This is a genomic window from Nocardia sp. NPDC051052 (assembly GCF_044456045.1).
In the GTDB taxonomy this organism is placed as follows: domain Bacteria; phylum Actinomycetota; class Actinomycetes; order Mycobacteriales; family Mycobacteriaceae; genus Nocardia.
Map to the genome: position 1 here is coordinate 93,913 of NZ_JBITFL010000010.1, position 24,019 is coordinate 117,931.

The window sequence follows — 24,019 nt, forward strand, 5'->3', positions numbered from 1 at the left end:
CGGTCATGTCTCGGTCCACTTGAAAGGTGCTGGTCCGGTGCTCTTACCACGAACCGATGGTCAGCTTCCCGCTCAGCACACGGTGCGGGAAGCTGAAAGCCGCTCGGCAGTCAGGGATTACGGCGACGCCGCACCGCGTCGGCCAACCGGTCGAGCTGCACGGCGGTGGTGTCCCAATCGAGGCAGGCATCGGTGATGGACTGACCGTAGGTGAGCTCGTCGGCGTGGCCGAGGGTGAGATCCTGCCGACCGGCGACCAGGAAGCTCTCCAGCATCACACCGACTACACCGGGCTCGCCCGCGGCCAACCGGCCCGCGATATCGGTGACCACGTCGACCTGCTTGTTGTGGTCCTTGTTGCTGTTGCCATGGCTGGCATCGACCACCACCCGCTGGGGCAGCCCGGCCTTTTCCAACCGCATGCCTGCCTCGGCGACCGACGCCGCGTCGTAGTTGGTGCCGGAGGTGCCGCCGCGCAGGATGACGTGGCAGTCGGGATTGCCGGTGGTACGGATCAGCGCCGCACGCCCGTCCAGATCGGTACCGGGGAACACGTGGCTCGCGCCCGCCGCTCGGACGCCGTCGACGGCCACCTGGACGTCGCCATCGGTGCCGTTCTTGATGCCGACCGGCATGGACAGCGCGCTGCTCAGCTGGCGATGCACCTGGCTCGCCGCGGTGCGTGCGCCGATCGCGCCGTAGGACACCAGATCCGCGATGTACTGGGGGGTGATCGGGTCGAGGAACTCGCACGCCACCGGCAGGCCGAGGCCGGAGATGTCGGCAAGCAGCTTGCGGCCGAAACCGAGGCCGGTGTTCACGTCGAAGGAGCCGTCCAGGTGCGGATCGTTGATCAACCCCTTCCAGCCGAGGGTGGTGCGCGGCTTCTCGAAGTACACCCGCATCACCACGTGCAGCCGGTCGTCCAGCTCGGCGGCCTTGGCGGCCAGACGGCGGGCGTAGTCGAGGGCGGCGGCGGGGTCGTGCACCGAGCACGGGCCCACGATCACCATCAGGCGGTCGTCCACGCCGTTCAGCACGTCGACGGTGGCCGCGCGGCCCCGGCGAACCGTGTTCGCGAGGTCGTCGGTGGTGGGGTGTACCTGGCGCACTTCAGCAGGCGAGCGCAACGGACTGACGCTCAGGGTGCGTTGGTCGTCCAGATCGGAATGCTGTGGATCGACGTCAACAGCGGTAGTCATGTGGGTTTCCTTTTCTTCGGCCGACCCACGGACGAAACCCCGTTGAGCCGGTCTGTCCGGCTCGGGGTGGAATGTCGTCAGCGCAAGTGGTTGCCGCAGACCAGCCCACCCGGGGCCAGCTTGCTAAACCAGAAATACACGCGCTGCACGTCAGGGACTGTACCAGGCAAGGATCGAGGGGTAGACCGACCGTGCCGCATGCCACAGGGGTGGTTGGGCCGACATCGGGCCGAACGCCACGCCGGTTACCCGGCGTGGCGTTCGGTGCGTCGCTGGCGTCGTCGGCGGCAGATCAATCTCAGCCCCACTGGCCGGGCTGGTAATCGCCCGCCGGGGTGCGTGCGATGACGTTCAACCGGTTCCAGGCGTTGATCATCGCGATGGCGGAGATCAGGGCGGCGATCTGGTCGTCGTCGTAGTGCTTGCGCACGTCCTGCCACACCTCGTCGCTGACGCCACGGCTGTCCGCGATCCGGGTGGCCTCCTCGGTCAGCGCGAGCGCGGCCCGCTCGGGCTCGGTGAACACGGTGGCCTCGCGCCAGGCGGCGACCAGGTTGAGCCGCACCGAGGTCTCGCCGTGGTGCGCGGCGTCCTTGGTGTGCATGTCGGTGCAGTAGCCGCAGCCGTTGATCTGGCTGGCCCGGATCTTGATCAGCTCGTGGGTGGCGGCGGGCAGGGTGGAGTCGTTGATGACTCTCCCGGCGTTGTTGAGCCGCTTGATGAAGCTGCCTGCCACCGGGTTGGCGAAGAGGTTGATGCGGGCGTCCATGATGTGCCTTCCTTCGTGGTTGTGCTGCGTCTTCACAGAGAGGACGACACGGGTCGGCGATGTGTGACATCGATAGGGTCAGTGATCTGAGTCACTCTGCATTTCGATTCATCGTCCCAGCTCAGGACGCGGCGTGTCCACGGACCAGGACTCGCGGCACAAGTAATGTCCGACAGCTATGGACACGCTCATCTTCGGCGGACTGCTCGTGGCCCTGATCGCGTTGTATCAGCAGCGCTCCCGGCGGGTGGTGCTCGGCGCCTGGTGGGTGTTGCTGGTCGCCTCGGTGCTGCTGCTCGCGCATCACATCACCGGCGGTCTCAGCCTCGGGCTGACCTACTGATGGCCACCGAGACCGTGCCCGCGCGGACGGCGGGAAGCGTTGTGGGACAGCTGCAGTACTGGCTAGCCGTCGTTATCGTCGTCGGCTGGACCGGTGTGATCTGCGGCGGGCTCGCCGTGCAGTTCGGCGACCACGAATATCCATGCCCGCTGTGCATGGTGCAGCGCGTGTTCATGGCGCTGGCCGCGCTGGGGGCGGCGGTCATCGTCCGCAAGGGCATGACGGGGACGGTCGCCGCCAGGGACTACGCGATGGGCTGGGGTCTGGCCGTAGTCGCTTGCGTCGCAGGCGGATTCACCTCCTGGCGGCAGACGATGCTGCACATCCTGCCCGGGGACCGCGGCTACGGCGAGCCGGTACTCGGGCTGCACCTGTACGTCTGGGCGTTGATCCTTTTCGTCGCCGCGATCGCGACCGTCGGTGCGGTGCTGTCGTTTTCGCACAGCACCGCGGCTCGGGCGATCCCGGCGACGCCGCATCGGCTGGTCGGGCTGATCGCACTGTGCTTCCTCGGCCTGGTGCTGGCGATCAACTTGGTGATGATCTTCCTGCTGGAAGGCTTTCACTGGTTCCTGCCGGACGATCCGAATCGGTACCAGCTGTTCTACGACCTGCACATCCTGAGCTGACGCGGCGGGTTACTTCGCGAAGTCGTAGGTGACGCCGGTCAGTTTCTCGGAGAGCTCCCACAGCGCGCGAGCGACGGCCTCGTCGCGCGACGCCTTCGACGAACCGGAGGCGCCGGGATAGCCGCGCAGGCCACACAAGCCGGTAGGACCGTAGTACCCGCCCGGCTCGACGTCTGTCGTTGCGGCGTAAAGCGTTGGCAGCGAGCCCATCTCGGCGTTCTGCGCGAGCAGCAAGTTACCGAGCCACATCACCGCGTCCTGGATCGACTCGGTGTGCGACTGCAGCTCGGTCGAGGCGTACCCGGGATGGGCGGCGACCGAGATCTTCGACGACCCCGCCGCGGTAAGCCTGCGGTGCAGCTCGCGGGCGAACATCAGGTTGGCCAGCTTCGCCTGCCCGTAGGCCTGCCAGCGCTGGTACCTGCGGCGTTCCCAGTTGAGGTCGTCCAGGTCGATCTTCCCGATGATGTGCGCGCCGCTGGCGACCGTGACGATCCGCTCCGAAATCTTGTCCAGCAGCAGCCCGGTCAGCGCGAAGTGCCCGAGATGGTTTGTGCCGACCTGCATTTCGAAGCCGTCGGCGGTCCGCAGCTCCGGCAGCGCCATCACCCCGGCATTGTTGATCAGCACGTCGGCCCGGTCGGTCGCCTCGGCGAACTCGCGCACCGACGCCAGATCCGCGAGATCCAGCTTCCGCACCACCGCGCGGTCCCCCAGCGGCGCGGCCACCTGCTCCGCCTTGGCCACGTTGCGGCAGGCGAGCACCACGTGCGCGCCGGCCCCGGCCAGCGCCCGCACCGTGGCCGCCCCCAGCCCGCTGTTCGCGCCGGTCACGATGAACGTGCGGCCGCCCTGATCGGGCAAATTCGAGGTATCCCACCTGCTCATGTCGGCGATTCTAACCGTGACGTCGCGTCACACCTGCGCCAGCACCTCGTCGTCACTCATCGCCGCGACCTCCAGATAAAGCGCCGCCACGACGGGCAGCCGGCCGGGTGTGCCGCGCTCGGTTTCCTTTGCCGATAGCCGCCGCGCGAGGTCGGCGACGGTACGGCCGATCAGGATGTCCGCCACCAACGCATGGTCGACGTCGAGCCACTCGCGCACCCGCGCGATGGCCGTGGTGGCCAGCACCGAATCCCCGCCCGCGGCGAAGAAGTCGTCGTGCACGCCGATCCGGTCGACGCCGAGCACCGCCGCGACGATCGCGGCCAGCGCGGCCTCGAGCGGGCCGTGCGGGTCCGCGTCCCGCGCTTCGGCGGCGGCCGGTTCGAGCAGGGCGAGCACGGCGCGGCGATCCAGTTTTCCGTTGTCGGTCAGCGGCATTCGGTCGAGGATCTCGATGCGGGTCGGAATCATGTAGCCGGGCAACAGGTCCGACACCGCCGCGACGATCTCCGCGGCGGTCCCGGTCGCGCCGGAGACGGCGGCGACAAGTTTCGGTGCTCCGGCACCGACCACCGCGGCGACCGCGTGCCGGACACCGGGGGCCGTGCGCAGCCCGCTCTCCACCTCACCGAGTTCCACCCGGTAGCCGCGGATCTGCACCTGGTGGTCGGCGCGGCCGAGGAATTCGACGGTGCCGTCCGGCCAGTATCGCGCCAGGTCACCGGTCCGATACCAGCGGATATCGTTGTGCAGCACAAAGCGTTCGGCGCTTCGCTCCGGGTCGTTGCGATAACCGGCGGCGACGTTCGCACCGCCGACCCAGAGCTCGCCGGGCACCCAGTCGGGGCAGTCGCGACCGGACGCGTTGACGACGCGGCACCGTACGTTGCGCAGCGGAACGCCGAAAGGCACGGTCGTCCAATGCTCGGGTGGGTCGACGACCTCGCAGATGGTGTTGTGGATGGAGGTTTCGGTCGCGCCGCCGAGTCCGGCGAATCGGCAGCCCGGCACCTGCCCGGCGAGCCTGCGCGCCAGATCGGCGCCGACCCAGTCGCCGCCAAGGGTCACCGCGCGCAACGAATCACCCAGTTGGCCGCCACCGACCTCCAGGATCATGTCCAACATGCTCGGCACGCAGTTGAGGATCGAAACCCGGTGGTGGCGAAGCAGTTCCACCCACGTCGTGGCCTCAGCGCGCTGCTCGGCGGTCAAGGCGACAACGGCGCCGCCCACCGAGAACATGCCGAACATGTCATAGACCGAGGCGTCGAATTCCAAGGCGGACAGTCCGAGCACCCGGTCTCGCGCGCCGACCTCGAACCAGATGTTCACCGCGTCGATGGTGTTCATCGCGCCGCTGTGCGGCACGTCCACCCCCTTCGGCACGCCGGTGGAGCCGGAGGTGAACAGCACGTAGGCGATCGCGGTGGGATCCGGAAGTACGGGTCCCGGCAGCGGATTCGGATGGCGTCGCGCCGCCGACAACGGGACGCACAGAACTTCGGCGTCACCCATGTCCGCGCCGTCGACAGTGAGCGCGGCGACCACATCGCCGGTGCGCAGGATCTCCGCGCGCCGCCCGACCGGCTGGTCGAATCCGATCGGAACGTAGGCGGCCCCCGCGGCAAGCACGCCGAGCACGGCCAGGATCTGATCCGGCCCCTTCGGTAGCTGAACAGCCACCGTCTGGCCGAGGCGAACCCCGTTGTCCCACAACGCACCCGCCACCGCGAGCGCCTGTGCGGCGAGTTCCCGGTAGGTCCAGCCATCGTCGGCACCGTCGAACCGCCACAGCACCGCGGCGGCATCGGGCGTGGTTTCGGCGTGCTCGAAGAAGCCCTCGTGCAGCACCCGACCGCTCACCGGTCCGTCCGTGGCGTTCACCGCGGCGCGCACCGACGCCTGCGAAACCGGTAGCCGCACAGCCGCTTCGGCATCCCAACCGGCCGCGCCCGCGCCGAGCCTGTCGATCGCGTGGGTGTAGCTGGCGAACATCGCGTCGATCATCCCGGCGGGAAACGCCGATTCCCGGACGTCCCAGTTGAGCAGCAGCCCGCCACGCACCTCGGTGACCTGGGCGTCAAGCAGCACCTGCGGACCCTGCGAGATGATCCAGACCGGCTCGCCGAAGGTCTCGGTCACCGAGGCGGCGAACAGCTCGCCCAGATTGAGCGCGCTCGTGTAGACGATCGGTGCGAGCACCGGCTCGCCGCGCAGGCGGCCGAGGTCGCGCAGCACTTCCAAGCCCGAATAGGCGGTGTGCGCGCCACTTTCGTGCATCGCGCGCTGCAGCGCTTTGGCCCGCTCCGCGACCGTCACGTCCGCGCTGACATCCACCTCGAGCATGATCGATGACGTGAAATCGCCGATCACGCGATCCACCTCGGGATGCACCGGTTCCCGATGGAACAGCGGCACATTCAACAGGAACCGGCTCTGCGCCGACCAGCCACCGACGGTCTCGGCGAACACCGCGGCCAGCGCCATCGCGGGGGTGATGCCGCGGGCATGCGCCGCGGCGAGCAGGCGCTCCTTCGCCTCCGGCGCGAGCCGATGGTCGTATCGGACGGTCCGGTGTGGATCGGTGCGTTCGCTGACCGGAATCGTCGGCAGCTCCGGCGCTCCGGGGAGATCGGGCAGCCGCTGCTGCCACCACTGCCGGTCTCGCTCCCGCTCGGCGGTGTCCATGGTGCGCTCGGTGCGGTAGCGCCGGTAGCTGTAGCCCCGCGGCGGCAACGTCGCACCGTGGTAGAGCTCGGCAAGATCGGCGATCAGCACGCGATAGCTCATCGCGTCACCGGCCAGCATGTCGACATCGAGGTGCAGCCGGGTCCGATCGCCGGCGAGCAGACTCAGCGTCACATCCAAGACTTGGCCGTCCTCGATGGCCAACCGCTGGTGCGTCTTGGTATCGCGCAGGCGGGCCAGTTCCGCCTCGGCCGCGTCGCCGGAGTGTTCGCGCAGGTCGACCACCGAGAAGACCGGCCGCCCAGGCGCGGCCATAGTCTGCTGGGTGCCGTCCGGTGCAAACCTGGTGCGCAACATCGGATGTGCGGCGACCAGGTCGCCGACCGCCCGTGCCAGTCGCTCGGGAACTACTGCGGCGCCGTCGAATTCGACGTAGAGGTGGGCTGCGACACCGCCGAGGTCCTGCTCGTCGGAGCGGCCGATCCAATAGGCGTGCTGCATCGTCGCCAGCGGGAAAGGTGCGGATTCGTCTCCGGATGCGGCTGCAGGATCCGGGGTTTCGATGGCATCGAGGGTGGTGGCGCCATCCTCGGGACCGAGCAGGCGCGCCCATGCCGCGACAGTCGGGGCCGCCGCGAGCTGGGCGAAGTTCACGTCGATCCCGCGCTTACGCCAACCACCGGCCAGCTTCATGGTGCGGATGGAATCCAAGCCGAGCTGGATGAGGTCGGCGTCGTCGTCGATCGAGTCGGCGGGCACGCCGAGGTGGTCGGCGATGACGGCGCGAATGTCGGCACGCGCGAGCACCGGCCCCCGCGCCGCGCTGTCTTTGCTGTCCGCGCCAGCCCCCGGTCGCTGTGCTGGCTCCATCTGGCCCTGCCACTCCTTGGTCGCCGCCGTGTCCGGCGGATCGAGACTGCTCGGGCCAGCGTATCCCATTGAGATAGGGTTGCCTTACCTATGTTCGCCGAGCCCGGCTCGGGTTAGCCGTGAGGTAGACCGTGACTTCGACATCCACCCCGCATCGCGACGGTTATGTGCCCTTCCCCACCGAGGTCGGCACGGCCTATCGGGAGGCCGGGTATTGGGCCGGGCGAGACCTCGGCCAATTGCTGCGGGAGGCGGCCGAGCGGCACCCGCACCGGCCCGCGCTGCTCATGGCCGAGGGCGCGCGCAGTTATGCGTGGTTGGATGCCGAGGCCGATCGGATGGCGCACGGGCTGCTCGCGCTGGGGATCGCGCCCGGCGATCGGGTGATGGTGCAGTTGCCGAATGTGCCGGAATTCCTGACCGTGCTGTTCGGACTGCTGCGGGCGGGGATCATTCCGGTGCTGACGCTGCCCGCGCACCGGCGGGCCGAAATCGAGCATCTGGCGGCGCTTTCCGAGGCCGTCGCCTATATCGTCGTCGACCGGCTCGGCGATTTCGACTATCGGGAGCTGGCCGCGGCCATGCGGGAGTCGGTGCCTTCGCTGCGGCACGTGCTGGTGCTCGGCGAGCCCGGCTTCGGTACCGACTTGAACTCGGTACCGCGCGAGGGCGATTCGCTCCCTGTGCTCGACCCGAGCGATATCGCGTTGCTGCTCGTCTCCGGTGGCACCACGGGCTTGCCCAAGCTGATCGCCCGCACGCACGACGACTACGTCTACAACGCCACCGCGAGCGCCGAGGTGTGCGCGCTCACCGAGGACGACGTCTACCTCGCAACATTGCCCGCCGCACATAACTTTCCGCTGGCCTGCCCGGGCATCCTCGGCACCGTGAGCGTCGGCGGCGCGATTGCCTTCGTCACCGATCCCAGTCCGGAAAGCGCCTTCGCCGCCATCGAGCGGCATGGGGTCACGGTGACCGCCGTCGTGCCGCCGCTGGCCCAGCTATGGTGTGCCGCAACCGAATGGGAGGAAGCCGACCTGACCTCGCTGCGGCTGGTCCAGGTCGGCGGCGCCCGGCTGGCCGAGGTCAATGCCCGCGAGGTGACCCCCGCGCTCGGCGCCATCCTGCAGCAGGTGTTCGGCATGGCCGAGGGGCTGCTCAACTACACCCGGCTCGACGATGCCGCCGAGCTGCTGCACACCACGCAGGGCCGGGCGCTGTCCCCCGCCGACGAGATCCGGGTGGTGGACGCGGACGGCGACGATGTCGCGCCCGGCGCCGAAGGCGAGTTGCTGGCCAAGGGCCCGTACACCATTCGCGGCTACTACCGTGCGCCCGAACACAACGCCCGCGCCTTCACCCCCGACGGCTACTACCGCAGCGGTGATCTGGTGCGCAGGCTGCCGAGCGGACACCTGGTGGTCTCCGGCCGGATCAAGGACGTGATCAATCGTGGCGGCGAGAACATCTCGTGCGACGAGCTGGAGGAGCATCTGCTCGCCCACCCGGCTGTCCGGCACGCCGCGGCCGTCGGGCTACCCGACCCATCCCTGGGCGAAAAAGTCTGCGCCGTACTGGTTGTCGACGGCGCGATGCCCGCCCTGGCCGAGATCAAGACGTTCCTCGCGGCCCGCGGCCTGGCGACCTACAAGCTCCCCGATGTGCTGCGCCGCGCGGACCGGCTGCCGATCACGGCCGTCGGAAAGATCGACAAGAAGGCGCTGCGTACCGCCACGAGCTGATCGGTGCCGCCACCCGTCGCGGGACAGCGATGGGCAGCACATCTTTCGATGCGCTGCCCATCAGCGTCCGCAGGCCGCTACCGCGCCTGCACCACGTAAGGCGCGATGCTGCCCAGCTTTTCGCAGGTCTCCTCGAATTCTCGCTCCGGCTGGGACTGCGCGACGATGCCGGCTCCGGCGCGCAGCCAGGCACCCTCGGTGGTCTGATAGATCGCGCGCAGCACGAGCGTCGCCTCCAGTGCGCTGCCCGGCGAAACCGTCACCACCGCACCGGAATACAGCCCGCGCGGATCGTGATCGAGCCGGAACACCGAATCGATGCCTGCCCGCTTGGGAATGCCGGACGCGGTGACCGAGGGGAACAGCACCTCGAGCGCGTCCCAGCTGGACCGGTCGGCGGCCAGCGTGCCGCACACGGTGGAGGAGATGTGCTGCACGCTGCCGCGCTCGCGCACCGCCATGAAGTCGGTGACCGCGACGGTACCCGGATCGGCCACCGAGGCCATCTCCGCGAACGAGGTCTGCACCGAAATCGCGTGCTCCACGATCTCTTTGGGGTCGGTGAGCAGGTCGGCGCGCGCCGCCGCGTCGATCTCCGCGCCGCGACCGAAGGCCCGCGTGCCCGCGACCGGCTCGGTGGTCACCGTCCGGTTCTCGTCGACCGAGGCGACGAGCTCCGGGCTGAACCCGGCCGCCTCGAGCCCACCGAGTCGCAGCAGGAACGACCGCGCGGGCGTGTTGTGCGCGCGGCCGAGCCGATAGGTCGCGGGCACGTCCACCACGAACGGCAGATCGACCTTCCGCGACAAGATGACCTTCTGGTAGAGGTTCGCCTGGATCTCACCGACCGCCTCGGCCACCCGGTTCGCGTAACCGGTCGGATCGAGCCGGATATCGGTCGGATGTGGCTGCGGCAGTTCGGTTTCCTGCGATGCGGTGATGAGATCGTGGATATCGCCGGTCTCCGCGGGAGTGGCGCCGGACACCCGGATCCCGAATGCGCCGATCCGCACCTCGATGCGCGGAATCATCAACTGCGCCAGGGTGGTCCTCGGGTCCAGGTGCGCGGTCGCCTCGTAGGCCCACGCGCAGAACTCGAATCCGATCCAGCCGTAGGCATTCCGGCCGTCGAGCGGCAGCGTGGCCAGCGCCTGATCCAGGACGCTCGCCGGGCGGCCCTGCCATTGCGTGGCTGTGGTCTGCCCGGCCCAGCTGACCCGCAGTTCCTCGACATCGAGTTCGACGCCGCCGATCGGATCGGCCGCGAACACCCATTCGCCGGGCCGCTCGTACATCACGTACTCACCGAACCGATCGGCCCCCGCCAGCCGGGACATCGCTGCCGCCGGATCGGTCACATACTCCACCCGCAAGCGTTCGTCCGTGGTCGACAACGATCCTCCAAAGTTCTTTCTGGCCCAGCTTTGGAGGTAAGGTTAGCATTACCTGACTAACGCGGGATTGTGCCCGCAAACACACCGGACAACCACCGAACGCTCACTTCGGCGGGACTTGACCGGTCATTTCGGCGGGATAGCCAATGCCGAACGCTCGACGCTCAGCAAACTCTCCGCGCTGTGCTCCGCGTGGTACGCGGCCGCGCCGCCGCGCAGCCCGAACAGCCGCTTGGAGTAGAGCAGCCAGACCACCGCGGCGATATTGATCAGCAGCGCGCCGATCCGCAGCGCGGTCACCTTCTCGGTCAACTCGTAGATCTCCAGTGGCAGAAACAGACTCGTCGCGACGACGGCGAAATACTCACCCCAGCGCTTCATCAGCCACAGCCCGAGCGCCTCGATTCCCTGCAGTCCCGCGTACACGAAGATGCCGACGGCCACCCACAGCAGCGTCGTATTCGACAGCGAGAAGGCCTGATCGATCAGATGCACGATCTTCGATCGGTCGACATCCCAGCCGAATTGGTCGGCCAGCGGGCGCAGCAGCGGCAGATCCTGGTCGAACGCGGCCCGCATCGTCTCCCGCGACGTCCGGAACTTCAGCACCCCGAATGCCGCGCCGACCAAGACCAACCCGCGCAGCAACCGCTCGATCGCCAACGCCCGCATCAACCACCGATCCCGCAGCAGCCGCCCGCGCGGCACCTCGGGCGCGTGGTCGGCCGGCCCGGTGCCGACCGGGTCGCCGGGCACAAAGGTCCCGCAGCGCAGGCAGCGCCAAGCCACCCCGGCCACGGTGTCGACACGCAGCCGATCCGCCAGATCCGCCTCGTCCGGTGCGTAGGTGTAGTGGCCATGCCAGCCACACGCGCGTAGGGCCCAATCCATCCGAGCAGCCTAATCCTCACCACTGGCACAACGCCGGATCAAACCGGCGGTCGCGCGCCGCTCGACCGCCGCGGACCCGGTGTCACCGGCGCGCTCAATCTTGTAGAAATGCAACAACTGACAACTCTGTCCCGTTCTGGGACCTTATGATCCAGTCCAGCGCGTCAAGCGCCGATCTCTCCTAGAACAACACCTGATCACGCGAGAACATGGGTAACTCAACGGGTACGGGCTAAGGCGAACCCCTCCTGACCGCCGGGCGCCAACGCAACCGGCGCAGCGCGTGAGTCTGGCTTGAATACTCGGGGAGGCGGAACAGGAGGGAATCGGGTCATGATCGAGCACCGTGGCGGATCGCCCGCGGATAGTGAGCGTGCGTCGGCACCGGGGTCGGTGGTGGCGCTGGTCGACGCGGCCTCCGGGGTGGAGCGCGAACTCATCGGGGCCTGGTTGACCGAGGGCGGGATCGCCAAGGAGTTCGGCACCGACGCGCCGATCACCCAGCTGGATCTGGACGCGGGCGCGGTGGCGGGCCGGCTGGTCGGCAGGCACGACGATCCGCTCGTGGTGCCGGTGCGGGTGCTCTGGCGGCCACCGGAGCGCGACGGCGTCCGCCGGATCACCTTCGCGGACATGGCGCTGCTGACCAACCCGCGCAAGCCGAATCGACTCGCCCAGCGCAAGCTGGTCGGCCAGCCGAACCGGCACGTGGTGCTCACCGGGCAGCCCGCGCTGCTCAGCGAGTTGCGCACGAACAACCCGGAAGCCGCCGCGCTGGTCTCCAAGGGCACCGCCGAGCCGTTCGCCCGCGCCGTCGTGCGGGCCGCGGTGGTGGCGCTGGAGCGGGCCGAACGCACCATCATCGGCGACCGCTACAAGGTGCCGAGGCTGGTGGCCGAGGAGATCCTCGACTCCCCCGACTTCGTGCGCAGGCTCGAGCTCATCGCCGACCAGATCGGCGCAGGCCCGCACGAGGTGTACCGCCGCGCGGAAAAGGCGTTGAACGAACTCGTCGCCGCGCAAAGCAGATTGGTCTCCGACCTGTTCACCCAGGCGATGCGGCCGATCCACGCGTCGACCTGGAAGGTGGACTCCGACGACTCCGGCCTGGCCGCGCTGCGCGACCTCAACCGCCGCTACCCGCTGGTCTTCCTGCCCTCGCACCGCTCCTATGTGGACGCGTTCGTGCTCGGTGATGTGCTGGCCCGCAACGACTTTCCACCCAACCATGTGATCGGCGGCGCGAACCTCAGCTTCTGGCCGATGGGGCCGATCGCCCGGCGCACCGGAACTGTGTTCATCCGCCGCAGTTTCGGCGACGACGAGGTGTACAAGGCGGTTGTCGAGGAGTACTTCGCCTACCTGCTCGCCAAGCGCTTCAACCTGGAGTGGTACTTCGAGGGTGGCCGCAGCCGCACCGGAAAACTGCGCCCGCCGCGCTACGGACTGCTGAATTACCTTGCCGCGGCGGTGCGGGCAGACCGGGTCGAGGACGTCATGCTGGTGCCGGTGTCGATCACCTATGAGCGGCTCAACGAGCTCGGCGCCATCTCGACCGAGCAGGCCGGCGGCAAGAAGAAGCCGGAGGGGCTGGCCTGGCTCGCGCGTTACGTACGCAGCCAACAGCATTCGGCCGGGCACGTGTATGTCCGGTTCGGCGAACCGCTTTCGGCGCGCGACCGGCTCGCGGCGCACGGCGATCCGCTCACCACGCCGCCGCTGACCATCCCGCTGCACCGCATGGAGCCCGCGCCCGCCGGACTCACCGAGACCGGGCAGGGCGCGCCCGACGCGGCCGATGCGGCCGAGCTGGAACGGAAGGCCGTGCAGCGGTTGGCGTTCGAGATCGCCGTCGGCATCAACGCGGTGACGCCGGTGACGGTCAACGCGCTGGTCACCCTCGCGCTACTCGGTGTGCACGAGCGCGCCCTCACCCTCGGCGAGGTGCGCACGGTGCTCGCTCCGGTGCTCGGGTACATCGAGAAGCGCGAGCTGCCGCACGGCGAGCTGGCCGCGTTGTCGGACGATCAGGGCCTTGCCGTTGTGCTGGAACAACTCTCGCTGGCCAAGGTGGTCACGGTCTACCGCGCCGGGCTGGAGCCGGTGTACTCGATCGAGTCGGGCGCGCACCTGGAGGCCGCGTTCTATCGCAACAGCGCGGTGCACTGGTTCGTCAACCGCGCCATCCTCGAACTGTCCATCCTGGCCGCGCTGGACAGCGACGGCGCCGACCAGCTGACCACCGGCTGGGACGAGGCGTTCCAGCTGCGCGATCTGTTGAAGTTCGAGTTCTTCTTCCCCGAGCGGGCCGAGTTCGCCGAGCAGATGACCGCCGAGATGCTGCTGCTCGATCCGGAGTGGCACAGCCACACCAGGGACAACACCCTCGGCGCCGAGGTCATGGCCAAGCTCACCGGCTCCGGATTCATGATGGCGCACCGGGTACTTCGCTCGTTCTTCGACGCGCAACTGGTGGTGGCCGAGCGGCTGGCCGCCCGCGACCCCGAGACCGAGCTCGACCGCAAGCAATTCATCGCCGAATGCGTTTCGGTCGGCAAGCAGATGATGCTGCAGCAGCGGCTGCACAGCCCGGAGTCGGTCTCCACCGAATTGTTCACCAGCGCACTGAAACTCGCCGACAACTACGGGCTGCTCGAAGGAGTAGCCCATGATTCGGCCAAGCGCCGAGCGGAATTGACCGAGCGCCGAGTGGAATTCGCGGATCGGCTGCGCACCATCGGCGCCCGCATCTCGCAGGCGGCCGCGCTCGATCCGTCCAACCGGGAGACCCGGTGAGTGCCGATCTCGACGGCGTGCTCGCCGCGATCCGCTCCGGGCCGCAGGGTGCGGCGATCGCGGCGATCTTCGACTTCGGCGGTACCGTCGTCGACGGTTTCCCACGTCGGGGGCCGTTTCGGCGATTGTTTCACCGTGCGGGCACCGCGGAGGTGCTGCTGCGCGGCATTCGCCACGGCACCACCGACGGCGAGTACGGGCGGTATCTGAACCAGCTCAGCGAGGCGCTCGCGGGCAAGCGGGAGGGCGAGCTGGACGTGCTCGGCGAGCGGCTGTTCCGGCGCAAGGTCTACGGGCACCTGTATTTCGAAGCGTGGCAACTGATCCGGACGCATCAGGCGGCCGGGCACACGGTGGTGCTGACCAGCTCACTGACCCGTTTCCAGGTGGCGCCCGCGGCGGCCGAGCTCGGCGTCGAACACGTGCTGGCCACACCGATGGCGGCCCAGGACGGCATCTTGACCGGATATCCGGACGGGAAGACGTTGTGGCGCAACGGTAAGGCCGAGGCGGTTCGCGAATTCGCCGCCGAAAGTATCGATCTCGCCCGTAGCTATGCCTACGCCGACAGCGCCGCCGATCTACCGTTGCTGTCGCTGGTCGGCCATCCGGTCGCGGTGAACCCCGACGAAGAGCTCACCACCGTTGCCGCCGAACACGATTGGCCGACGCTGCGCTTCCGGCCGCGCCCAGCCGCTCGCCCGGCCGACTATGCCCGCACCACAGCGGGATTCGCCGGACTGCTCGGCGGCGCGTTCTATGGTGTCGCGGCCAAGTCGCCGACCAGAGACCATCGGCAGATGGCCGATGCGCTGCTGGAACACGCGGCGGGCAACACCTTGAGCATCGCGGGCGTGCATCTCCGGGTGACCGGCGCGGAGCACGCGCGCGCGCCGCGACCCGCGGTTTTCCTCTTCAATCATCAGAGCCAGTTCGACATCATCATCGTCCCCGAGGTGCTGCGGGGCGGGGTCACCGGCATCGGGAAGAAGGAGCTGACCCACAACCCGATCTTCGGCCCGTTGATGCGGTTCGTCGGCGTGACCTTCATCGACCGGTCGAGCACCGACAAGGCCAAGGCCGCGCTCGCACCGGTGGTCGATACACTGCGCGGCGGGCTGTCGATCGCCGTCGCGCCCGAGGGCACACGCTCCTACACGCCGGAAGTCGGCCCGTTCAAGAAGGGCGCTTTCCATATCGCCATCCAGGCCGGCGTGCCGATCATTCCCATCGTGATCCGCAATGCGGGTGAAATCTGCTGGCGCAACTCGATGGTCGCCCGCCCTGGCACTGTGGACGTGGCGATTCTCGGTCCCATCGACGTCAGCGCGTGGGATCCGAACGACATGGACGACAAGGTGGCTGGGGTTCGTCAGCTGTATCTGGACACACTGCTGGACTGGCCCGAGCCGGACTGATCCGCGCGAACCCGCGCCTGCCGCACCGAATTCCATTGCGGCGGTGATCTACCGCGTGAGACAGCGCACAGCCGTCTCGAATTGACCTCAATAATTGTTCAGGTTTCAGGATTGTTCTCAGTACACCGCTTCGGATGAGGGAGAACATCATGACCATCACGCAAACCGCCGCACCCACGCTGCGCATCCCGGCCGTCAACCGGCCGACCGCCGTCATCGGCAGCGTCGTTGTCGCTGTCGCCGTCAATCTGGTCGTCTGGCTACTCGGCGAGGCCGCGGGCGGCTCGTTCGAGGTGGTCGACAAGGGCGTCACCACGGCCGTCGGCGCGGGCGGGGTGATCGTCTCCTCTGGGGTCCCACTGCTCATCGGCATGACGCTGGCCGCGCTGGTGTCGTACTTCTGGGCCGGTGCGCTGCGGGTGGCCCAGATCGTCGGCGCCGTTCTCGCCATCGCGACCATCGGCTTGACCGTCGCCGCACCGTTCGACGCCGCGACCACCGTCGCACTGTCGGTCATGCACCTGGTGCTGGCACCGGTGCTCGTCGCCGGACTGGAAGCGATGCGCCGTGGCTTGCCCGCCAACTGAACCACCAACGACGTAGGGCCCCACATCCAGCACGGATGTGGGGCCCTACGACCGTTTTTGCTAGACCGAGCGACCGAACAGCAGCTTCCACGGCATCAGCGCCGACTCCAGCTGCACCTTCAGGCTCATCTTCGACGCACCGAGGGTGCGCTCCTCGAAACGGATCGGCACCTCGGCGATCTCGATGCCCTTCTTGACCGTCCGGTAGTTCATCTCGACCTGGAACGAGTAGCCGTTGCTGCGGATCGAGGCGACGTCGATCGCGCGCAGCGTGTCGGCCTTCCACGCCTTGAACCCGGCCGTGGCGTCTTTCACGCCGAGCCGCAGGATCAGGTTCACGTAGAAGTTGGCCCACGCGGACAGCGCCTTGCGGTGCCACTTCCACTCGTCGGCGGTGGAGCCGCCCGGCACGTAGCGCGAGCCGAGCACGACGCCGGCGTCGGTGGTCGTCAGCTTCTCCAGCATGGCCGGAATCACCTCGGCCGGGTGCGACAGGTCGGCGTCCATCTGGATCACCACGTCGGCGCCCTCGTCCAGCGCCCGGGTGATGCCCGCGATGTAGGCCCGCCCGAGACCGTCCTTCTCGGTGCGGTGCAGCACGCCGACCACGTTCGGCAGCTCCGCGGCCAGCTTGTCGGCGACGTCACCGGTACCGTCCGGCGAACTGTCGTCGACCACGAGCACGTGCAGGTCGGGCACCGGGAGCGCGGTCAGCCGCTCCACCGCAACCGGCAGATTCTCCCGCTCGTTGTAGGTCGGCACAACAACGGTAACCCTCAAGGGTCGCCCTCCCTGCTGATCCTGGTCCAGCTCGCAGCCCACGTCAGGACCACCGAGCATTCGTTTGAGTTCGGAGGAAACCGTACTTGATCGAACTGAAGCGCACCTGAGTGGACTCCCCCGCCTCTCCGAGCCTCAGGCCAGACTCAGGATGCACTCGAGCAGCGTCGGCGACCGGCGGTCGGGTGGTAGATCAGTCAGCCGGTACCCGACGAGTTACCCATGTACATACGAAATCAGTTGTCACTCAAGAACATGCGAAATACATCCGATCACTGTCGCGTCAGTCCGCGTCCCCCGCGTCGGCCTGTGCGTTGCGCGCCTTGACGATTTCCAGTGCCCGTTCCGCGGTCGCCTGATCCGGATACGGGCCCATCCGATCCTGGAACCAGCACTGCCGCCCTTTTTCGGCCCGCTTGTGCTTCAAGCAGTAATACCAGCGCTCAGCCATGACCCCAGCATTCCACCGGAGTCGGCGTTGTAACCCCATTTCCAAGATCAACGCCCGCGCGGCCCGGGGATTACCAGAGGTGGCGGAAGTGGATGAGAGCATCGAGCACCAGGACTGTGCCGAAGACCACGAATAAAACGCGCAATGCGGACGGAACGTAGCGAGTGAGAATCCGCACCACCACGCGGTACACGCGCCTCGCCCTCGCGGTTTGTCGCAACGAGAGCAGCAGCACCAGAAAGGGCGGCAACAGCGCGAGCGCGCAGTAGGCGACCACGATCAGCGGCCACAGCGCGGGCAGCGGATCCTGCGCGGAGATCATCGCCAGCCCCGCCAGATACGGCACCGCCGTCGGCGCCTGCACGAGACCGATGGCCATCCCGACGAATCCGAACAACCACGGCCGCCGCCGCACCGCCGCCGCCCACGCCGGCGGTTCTGCCCGCCTGGCCACCGGAATCCGGCTCAGCGCGAGCAACCCCACCCCCAGCACCAACTCACCCCAATAACGCACAGTAGGCGTGAGTTCGAACCGCACCAGTCCGGTAAGGAAGTTCAGCCCGAGCACCGTACCGATGCCGAACGCGGTAGTAACCGCGAAAACCCCTACGATAAAACTCACCCCACCCGCCACCGGCGACCGCCGCCCGAGCCGGCTATCCGCCACCACCGCCGTGGTAACCCCCACCAGCAGCACATCCAACGAGTCCAGAAACGCGAAACCCGCGAGCGCTAGTAGGAGGGCCACCATGACCCGGCCAGCCTACGGGAGCGCCACCCCACCGCCGTCCCGCTAGCTCCCGCAGCGAGCGGGACATGACGGCGGCGCTACTCGCATGTCGCCGCCACCATGTCCCGTTCACCGTGGATCAGGCGGTGGGCGGGCCGGATTGGGGGCCGACTAGGGGTTCGAAGGTTGCGGCGTATGCGTTGAAACGGGACTGCCAGTCGCCGGGCTCGAGTCCGGCCAAGCGGTCGAGGCAGTCGTCCCAGCCTGCGGCATTGCGGGCCGCGGCGTCTGGGGGTAGTTCGTCGGTCAATACGAAGTGGGTTCCGCTGCCGTGCGGCGTCAGGTGGAACCGCAGCCGCTCCTCGCCCCAGCTGAACGCCAGGAGGTTCGGCTCGTCGACCTCGAATACCTCACCGGTGAGGGTCATTTCGCCCATCTCGGGCCCGAAGTCGAACGTGATCGACGTACCGACCTCCCACACTCCTCCGGCCACCAGTACATCGCAGGGGAACCATGCCCGCAGCTGTGCACGCTCGGTGATGGCCTGCCACACCACCGATGGCGGATCCGCCAACTGCCGTTCCAGCCGCACCACGGGTCGCGCCCCGTCGGTACGAAGTTCTGCCTGAGTCATTCCTGCCTCCGTCGCTCGAGATGTTCTTCCAGTAGATCGAGATGGGTGTTCCACAACCGGCGATACGGCGCCAACCAATCGTCAACCTGCACAAGCGGTTCCGTCCGAATGCGATACAAGCGCCGCTGCGCATCCACCCGAACCTCAACCAGCCCAGCCTCCTTCAGCACCCGAAGATGCTTGGAAACCGCGGGCTGACTGATCCCCAACCGCCCCACCAACTCCCCAACCGGCCGCTCCCCCTCTCGCAAAACCTCGAGAATCGCCAGCCTGCTCGGCTCCCCCAACACCTGAAAAACGCTAGACGTGGTCACCCCTCGATAATTCCACCTCAGTTATATAACTGTCAAGGCATATTTAATCGCACCTCGGCCCGATCGATTCCGGAGTGCAGATACCTGCGGCCCGGCTTCGTGTTAGCCGAGGCCGTTCGGGCGAATCCACACCTGTGCCGTGTCCCTCAGGTTCCACCACGAGACGAACTGCGAATCCACCGACTCCATATGCCACGCTTCGCCCAGGCGGTCGAAGAATGCGTCGTCGCCAGTCTTGCCGCCCTTGGGCTCCCCGAGGTAGACCACCCGTGCCCCGCCCGCTTCCTCGAACGCGTGCAGTGCCTTGGACGCCATGGGATTGCCCCAGCCCGGAGGCCAGCACAGGAACAGGACGCATTCCGACTGCGCTTCCGCAGCGAACTCTGCCAAATCCCCGACCTCGTGCCACACATCCCGCTGCCCGGCGGCTCCCGGGAATGACACGTTTCCGGCCCTGTCCGGCGGCTCAGAATCGAACGCCGCCACGTCCACCCCGAGCTGCGCCAACTGTCGCGCCCAATAACCGCGACCGGCACCCAACTCCAGCACCCTGCGCCCCCGCACGAACCCTTCGATCCATTGCAGCGTCTCCGGGGATGGCACGGCGTAGGCGTAGACCGCTTGCAAGATCGTCTGTGCGTAGCCCAGCCGTGCGCTCCCGTTCGATCGACCACCGTTCACCACGCGACGCCCGTCGTCCTCGGCCACCGACGGGCCGACGATGTCCCAGTACGGATTACCCGTAGGTGACTCCCCGCCCGTCATGTAGTGCACAAGGCGGAGATCGAACGCGGAGTCAGCGCCAGAATCCCCGGTACCGGACAACCGCGGAGCAGTGTCCAGATAGTCGGCCACCTTCGGATACTCCGACCGAAGCCGCTGCTCGTCGCCCAGGAGGGCCGCCAGTTCGTTCCGCCGTTCCGCCGTCAGCACGAAACCAGTCATGCCGCCAATTCTCGCGGGCACCGGGCACTTCCACGAGTTGTTGCCGAAATCCGCCATCGAGGATCAAGAGCGGCGGCGCGCGACCGCCGGGCCTCCGCAACCTGCGGTAGGCCGGCGCGTCGGTAACCGCGCTTGCGCCCACAACGTCCACTCCACGACATGTTTGACGCCTGGCATAGCCGAATCAGTGTGGTGGCGCCGCGATCCGTCCCAGACTTACCTCCCGCGGCCGACCGCGGATTGTCCAGCCTCTGTCCGGTCGACGGACTGTGGTCCAGGCGACCTAGGACAGAAACACCTGGATCATGCCGCCACCCATCACGATCACGAACAGCACACCAAGGCCGATCCATAGCGGACGCCAGCCCCGTTTGCTCCGCACCGCTTGCGCGGCCGCTTCCTCCACAGTCTTCATAGGTTCGAGCGTGGACCAAGCGATCACGGTGCCGATCATCGTGATGATGCCGAGTGCAGCGACCAGGGCGCCAACGCTCGGCGATGCCACGACGAGGGTAGCGATGCCCAATAGGAGCAGCAGCATTCCGACGACGAAGAGTGATTGCACGACAGCGAGCTGAGTTCGCGTCACCAGGTCCCCCCATAGCGGCGGCTCGATCGTCCGCCCGGCCCACATCTTGCCAGCTGAATCGTCGATCGCTATGGCAAACGTGGACAGCCACTTTCGGCTACTCGGATTGGCCCGCCTGGTCGTCTCGGCAGCTGGGCGAGTACGCGACGGAAGAGTCGGTGACGTGACGGGCCATGGGTCACATAGATCCCGTGCACCCCGCGTACATCGACCGCCGGTTTCGAGGGTTGAGGTCCCGCCGAGCAGAGCGTCGGAGATGCATACGAAGGAGGTGCCGGAGATGAAGCCACCGGCGAGCGTTAGACCGAGTTCGCAGCCACCCACCCGACACGATCACAATTCCAGGGGGCGAACCCTGCCGAGCGGGGCGCTGGGGTTGCATACGAGGGAGGGGTCCGGGGGCGAAGCCCTCCGGGCGGGTGTGGGGTTGCACCCCACAAACAAAAAAGGCGAGGAAGCACCAGCGTGCGCTCTTCGCACGCAGGGCTTCCTCGCTTCCGAGTGGCCAGGGCCGGGATCGAACCGGCGACCTTCCGCTTTTCAGGCGGACGCTCGTACCAACTGAGCTACCTGGCCGCAGGCACCCGAGTTGAATGCCATACGCGAAACGCCGGATTGCTCCGGCGCCTCTTTTGCGACCCTGACGGGACTCGAACCCGCGACCTCCGCCGTGACAGGGCGGCGCGCTAACCAACTGCGCCACAGGGCCTTGCGTGCTTCCAACGGTCCGCAGACCGTACCCCCTACGGGATTCGAACCCGCGCTACCGCCTTGAAAGGGCGGCGTCCTAGGCCGCTAGACGAAGGGGGCTCGCCTCCGGATTTCTCCGGAACCGGCTTCAACGGCTGTCCGTTGGGAGCCCGGTTAGCTTATGACAGACCGGACTCGATTCCCAAATCGGCTGATCAGAGTCCCAAACTGAGCTCTTCGAGGCGCGCGTGGGTGCGCCAGCCGTCGTTGCGGAACTTTTCGGCCCACTCGGGGGTGGACATGGATTCGACGACCACTTCGAGTGCTTCCTCGAAGCGGGCGCGCAGATCGATGCCGGTGCCGGTGCTGTGCGCGTCGACCATGTAGCGCTGGCCGGCCAGCGCGGCGGTCAGCGTGCGGGTGAACCGGTCGGCGTCCGCGTCGGGGCGCAGCTGTCCTTGATCGATGGCGCGGACGGTGAGCGCACGGGTGGCGCGCCCGAGTATTCGTCCACCGCCGGTTTGCACGTCCCGATAGAAGTCGGGCTCGATGATCAACCGGTATTCGGCCTGCACGATGATGTCGTGTTCGAGCCGTAATGCCATCTCGTCGATCATGCCGTGCATGATGTCCAGTGGTCCGAGATCCGTTCGGCCGAGCCAACGCTCGGCCGATGCGCGATAGCGTTCGACCGCCGTCTCCAGTACGGCGCGCGCGAGATCTTCCTTGGAATCGAAATGGAAGTACATGGCGCCCTTGGTGGCACGCGACCCTTCCAATATGCGGTTGAGCGATGCAGCGGCATAGCCGCTCTTCCCGAACTCAACGGCGGCGGACCTGATAATCGCCGCACGTGTCCGGCGGGCCCGCTCTTGCTGCCGTGCCATGCTCGAAACGCCTCCGAAGCCTACTCGCCGCCAAACAGCCACCCCCAAAGGAACGGGCCCTTGGCGCGAAGTTATGAGTTTTATCAATACTTCAAACCGGGTTTTCGCCCAGTTTCAAACTTTCGGTACGAAAACTTGCGAAAAACCTGAAACACACCAGCTGGTATAGTTTTCCTGCCCGGGTGCGCCGCAGGGGGTGCGCACCCGGGTATTTCTTCGTCTCGGATCTGCCTCCTGCGGCGTTGTCTTCAAGGAAGCCACGATCGGCCGGACCGCTCGCGACACGTTCGGGCACATCAACGATAAGCCGAATTTCGAATCGCCGGACAAGTAGGCGATTCTTCCGGAATTCATCAAGTCGTCACCGTACCTGGAAACCCCATCCGACACGCGGCAAACCGACGAGTCAGGTAACTGACCGGCTCGGTTTACTGTTACAGCAAACATTGCGCAACCAAGCTGCACTCCGTACCCACTCCCCCAATTCGACAGCGTCCCAGCAACGTTCACCCGAGGAGACCGGCCGACCGGAACGCCCGACGACGGCAGCGAGCCCGCCCGCTCACCCCACCCGTGTGTGCGCCCGAGCTCAGACCCCTCACCCCTCGCAAATCCAAAGACATTGCTAGCCAACATGATTGGATGGTAGCCAATTTTGCGCGCAATGAACAAAGTTGGGTACCAAATGTTTACCCGCAAGATCGTGTGCCACACACCCCGCGTTACTAGGCGCGGCAACAAGTCTCGGCGTCAGATTGCCACTATCCGCCGACCCCCGCGCACCGAGCGACAACCGACCCCCGACGCGCGCCGCTCCCCCATTTGGGCCATCGCGCCGCGCCAACTACACTGACCCACCGCGCCCCTATAGCTCAGTTGGTAGAGCTACGGACTTTTAATCCGCAGGTCGTAGGTTCGAGCCCTACTGGGGGCACTCGTCGGGCGCCCGGTCCTACCGGGCGCCCGCTCTCGTTTCACAAGGCTGTCGCGTGCGCCGCCACCCGGTCCATACTGACAACGCGCCTCGGCGCGCGGGTTCGAAAGACCACACTCCATCCGGGCATTCCCCTACTGTGAGCGCGACACGGGCAATCCCGGTCATCCCTCGACAAGGCGGAGCTGATGACTTCCTTCGATGATTTGCTCTCCCAGGTGCCCATCGCCCAGATCGCCGCGAAGCTCGGCGTCGACGAGAGCACCGCGACGAACGCGGTCAAAGCGGCACTGCCGACGCTTCTCGGCGGGCTGCAGGCGAACACCACCAAGCCCGAAGGCGCGGCCTCCCTGGTCGGCGCCCTGGACAACCACGGCGACCTGGTCGAGGGCGACGGGCAGGTAGACATCGACAAGGTCGACGTCGCCGACGGCTCGAAGATCGTCCAGAACGTCTTCGGGGCAGAGCAGAACACGGTGATCAGCACCCTCGGTGCGACCGAGGGCACCGGCGGCAACGACCTGATCGCCAAGCTGATGCCGATCCTCGCCCCGATTGTGCTCGCCTACCTGGCCAAGCAGATGACCGGAGGCGGCGGCAACGCCACGCCGCAGAGCCAGCCGCAATCGGGCAACGGCGGCATCGGCGATGTGCTCGGCGGGCTGCTCGGCGGCAGCAGCAAGAGCGGCGGCATCGGCGGCGCGATCGGCGAGGCGCTGGCCAAGAACGCCGGTGGCGCGCTGGGGAACGTTCTCGGTGGCCTGTTCGGCGGGAAGCGCTGAGCGGGGCGGCCTATGCAATTCGCCGCCGCGTGTGCAGTACAGCACGCCCGGCTAACACTCCTC

21 protein-coding genes and 4 tRNA genes are annotated in these 24,019 nt (G+C 67.2%); 8 read left to right on the plus strand and 17 right to left on the minus strand.

Features of this window, described 5'->3' with window-relative positions; all coding sequences use genetic code 11:
- Nucleotides 1–110: 110 nt before the first annotated feature.
- Together ACIBCN_RS31050 and ACIBCN_RS31055 are read right to left on the minus strand one after the other, a co-directional pair.
- On the minus strand, nt 111–1,202 hold the full coding sequence (locus ACIBCN_RS31050; RefSeq protein WP_396995263.1) for a 3-deoxy-7-phosphoheptulonate synthase: 1,092 nt from the start codon (nt 1,200–1,202) through the stop codon (nt 111–113).
- Between the two features lie 298 nt (nt 1,203–1,500).
- On the minus strand, nt 1,501–1,971 hold the full coding sequence (locus ACIBCN_RS31055; protein WP_396995264.1) for a carboxymuconolactone decarboxylase family protein: 471 nt from the start codon (nt 1,969–1,971) through the stop codon (nt 1,501–1,503).
- A 178-nt stretch (nt 1,972–2,149) separates the two neighbouring features.
- Here ACIBCN_RS31055 and ACIBCN_RS31060 point away from each other — a divergent pair, with 178 nt between their 5' ends.
- Nucleotides 2,150–2,314, plus strand: coding sequence for a DUF5993 family protein (locus ACIBCN_RS31060; protein WP_396995265.1), 165 nt, complete (start codon nt 2,150–2,152; stop codon nt 2,312–2,314).
- Nucleotides 2,314–2,943, plus strand: a complete 630-nt coding sequence (locus ACIBCN_RS31065) for a disulfide bond formation protein B (RefSeq protein ID WP_396995266.1) — start codon at nt 2,314–2,316, stop codon at nt 2,941–2,943. The genes ACIBCN_RS31060 and ACIBCN_RS31065 overlap by 1 nt, the downstream gene beginning before the upstream one ends.
- A 9-nt stretch (nt 2,944–2,952) precedes the next feature.
- Here ACIBCN_RS31065 and ACIBCN_RS31070 read toward each other — a convergent pair whose 3' ends face one another.
- Nucleotides 2,953–3,831, minus strand: a complete 879-nt coding sequence (locus ACIBCN_RS31070) for an oxidoreductase (RefSeq protein WP_396995267.1) — start codon at nt 3,829–3,831, stop codon at nt 2,953–2,955.
- Between the two features lie 27 nt (nt 3,832–3,858).
- Entirely contained in the window at nt 3,859–7,389 is a 3,531-nt protein-coding gene (locus ACIBCN_RS31075) for an amino acid adenylation domain-containing protein (RefSeq protein ID WP_396995523.1), read from the minus strand.
- Between the two features lie 131 nt (nt 7,390–7,520).
- On the opposite strand from ACIBCN_RS31075, the gene ACIBCN_RS31080 reads away from it, so the two are divergent.
- Complete coding sequence (locus ACIBCN_RS31080) at nt 7,521–9,134, plus strand: (2,3-dihydroxybenzoyl)adenylate synthase (RefSeq protein ID WP_396995268.1); 1,614 nt, start codon at nt 7,521–7,523, stop codon at nt 9,132–9,134.
- Nucleotides 9,135–9,211: 77 nt separating this feature from the next.
- Here ACIBCN_RS31080 and ACIBCN_RS31085 read toward each other — a convergent pair whose 3' ends face one another.
- Both ACIBCN_RS31085 and ACIBCN_RS31090 read right to left on the minus strand, forming a co-directional pair.
- On the minus strand, nt 9,212–10,528 hold the full coding sequence (locus ACIBCN_RS31085) for a salicylate synthase (protein WP_396995269.1): 1,317 nt from the start codon (nt 10,526–10,528) through the stop codon (nt 9,212–9,214).
- 126 nt (nt 10,529–10,654) lie between these two features.
- Complete coding sequence (locus ACIBCN_RS31090; protein WP_396995270.1) at nt 10,655–11,419, minus strand: DUF2127 domain-containing protein; 765 nt, start codon at nt 11,417–11,419, stop codon at nt 10,655–10,657.
- 333 nt (nt 11,420–11,752) lie between these two features.
- Between ACIBCN_RS31090 and ACIBCN_RS31095 the strand changes: the two genes are divergently transcribed.
- The 3 genes from ACIBCN_RS31095 (at nt 11,753) to ACIBCN_RS31105 (ending at nt 16,220) form a co-directional block, all read left to right on the plus strand.
- Nucleotides 11,753–14,215, plus strand: a complete 2,463-nt coding sequence (locus tag ACIBCN_RS31095) for a glycerol-3-phosphate 1-O-acyltransferase (protein ID WP_396995271.1) — start codon at nt 11,753–11,755, stop codon at nt 14,213–14,215.
- Nucleotides 14,212–15,633, plus strand: coding sequence for an HAD-IB family hydrolase (locus ACIBCN_RS31100; RefSeq protein WP_396995272.1), 1,422 nt, complete (start codon nt 14,212–14,214; stop codon nt 15,631–15,633). The genes ACIBCN_RS31095 and ACIBCN_RS31100 overlap by 4 nt, the downstream gene beginning before the upstream one ends.
- 149 nt (nt 15,634–15,782) lie before the next feature.
- Entirely contained in the window at nt 15,783–16,220 is a 438-nt protein-coding gene (locus ACIBCN_RS31105; RefSeq protein WP_396995273.1) for a DUF6069 family protein, read from the plus strand.
- 60 nt (nt 16,221–16,280) lie between these two features.
- Here the strand turns inward: ACIBCN_RS31105 and ACIBCN_RS31110 are convergent, their stop codons facing one another.
- The 11 genes from ACIBCN_RS31110 to ACIBCN_RS31160 all read right to left on the minus strand — a co-directional run bounded on the left by ACIBCN_RS31110 (nt 16,281) and on the right by ACIBCN_RS31160 (nt 22,240).
- Nucleotides 16,281–16,982 (minus strand): polyprenol monophosphomannose synthase, encoded by a 702-nt coding sequence (locus tag ACIBCN_RS31110; protein ID WP_396995524.1) that lies wholly within the window; start codon nt 16,980–16,982, stop codon nt 16,281–16,283.
- Between the two features lie 301 nt (nt 16,983–17,283).
- Nucleotides 17,284–17,451 carry a hypothetical protein gene (locus tag ACIBCN_RS31115; RefSeq protein ID WP_357379455.1) on the minus strand — a complete coding sequence of 56 codons (168 nt, stop codon included), beginning with the start codon at nt 17,449–17,451 and terminating at the stop codon, nt 17,284–17,286.
- A 70-nt stretch (nt 17,452–17,521) separates the two neighbouring features.
- A complete protein-coding gene (locus ACIBCN_RS31120) occupies nt 17,522–18,202 on the minus strand; it encodes a GAP family protein (RefSeq protein WP_396995274.1) in 681 nt (226 codons plus the stop codon).
- A gap of 118 nt (nt 18,203–18,320) precedes the next feature.
- Nucleotides 18,321–18,815, minus strand: coding sequence for an SRPBCC domain-containing protein (locus ACIBCN_RS31125; protein ID WP_396995275.1), 495 nt, complete (start codon nt 18,813–18,815; stop codon nt 18,321–18,323).
- Nucleotides 18,812–19,129 carry an ArsR/SmtB family transcription factor gene (locus ACIBCN_RS31130; protein WP_396995276.1) on the minus strand — a complete coding sequence of 106 codons (318 nt, stop codon included), beginning with the start codon at nt 19,127–19,129 and terminating at the stop codon, nt 18,812–18,814. The genes ACIBCN_RS31125 and ACIBCN_RS31130 overlap by 4 nt, the downstream gene beginning before the upstream one ends.
- Nucleotides 19,130–19,231: 102 nt before the next feature.
- Nucleotides 19,232–20,131 carry a hypothetical protein gene (locus ACIBCN_RS31135; RefSeq protein ID WP_396995277.1) on the minus strand — a complete coding sequence of 300 codons (900 nt, stop codon included), beginning with the start codon at nt 20,129–20,131 and terminating at the stop codon, nt 19,232–19,234.
- A 226-nt stretch (nt 20,132–20,357) separates the two neighbouring features.
- On the minus strand, nt 20,358–20,639 hold the full coding sequence (locus ACIBCN_RS31140; protein ID WP_396995278.1) for a hypothetical protein: 282 nt from the start codon (nt 20,637–20,639) through the stop codon (nt 20,358–20,360).
- Nucleotides 20,640–21,165: 526 nt separating this feature from the next.
- A tRNA-Phe gene (locus ACIBCN_RS31145) sits at nt 21,166–21,239 on the minus strand.
- Between the two features lie 59 nt (nt 21,240–21,298).
- Nucleotides 21,299–21,372: transfer RNA gene (locus ACIBCN_RS31150), tRNA-Asp, on the minus strand.
- Between the two features lie 28 nt (nt 21,373–21,400).
- Nucleotides 21,401–21,473: transfer RNA gene (locus ACIBCN_RS31155), tRNA-Glu, on the minus strand.
- 95 nt (nt 21,474–21,568) lie between these two features.
- Nucleotides 21,569–22,240: a TetR family transcriptional regulator gene (locus ACIBCN_RS31160; RefSeq protein ID WP_396995279.1), complete on the minus strand. Its 672-nt coding sequence runs from the start codon at nt 22,238–22,240 to the stop codon at nt 21,569–21,571.
- A gap of 861 nt (nt 22,241–23,101) precedes the next feature.
- Here ACIBCN_RS31160 and ACIBCN_RS31165 point away from each other — a divergent pair.
- Together ACIBCN_RS31165 and ACIBCN_RS31170 are read left to right on the plus strand one after the other, a co-directional pair.
- A tRNA-Lys gene (locus tag ACIBCN_RS31165) sits at nt 23,102–23,174 on the plus strand.
- Between the two features lie 188 nt (nt 23,175–23,362).
- On the plus strand, nt 23,363–23,956 hold the full coding sequence (locus tag ACIBCN_RS31170; RefSeq protein WP_396995280.1) for a DUF937 domain-containing protein: 594 nt from the start codon (nt 23,363–23,365) through the stop codon (nt 23,954–23,956).
- The last annotated feature ends 63 nt before the right edge of the window (nt 23,957–24,019 follow it).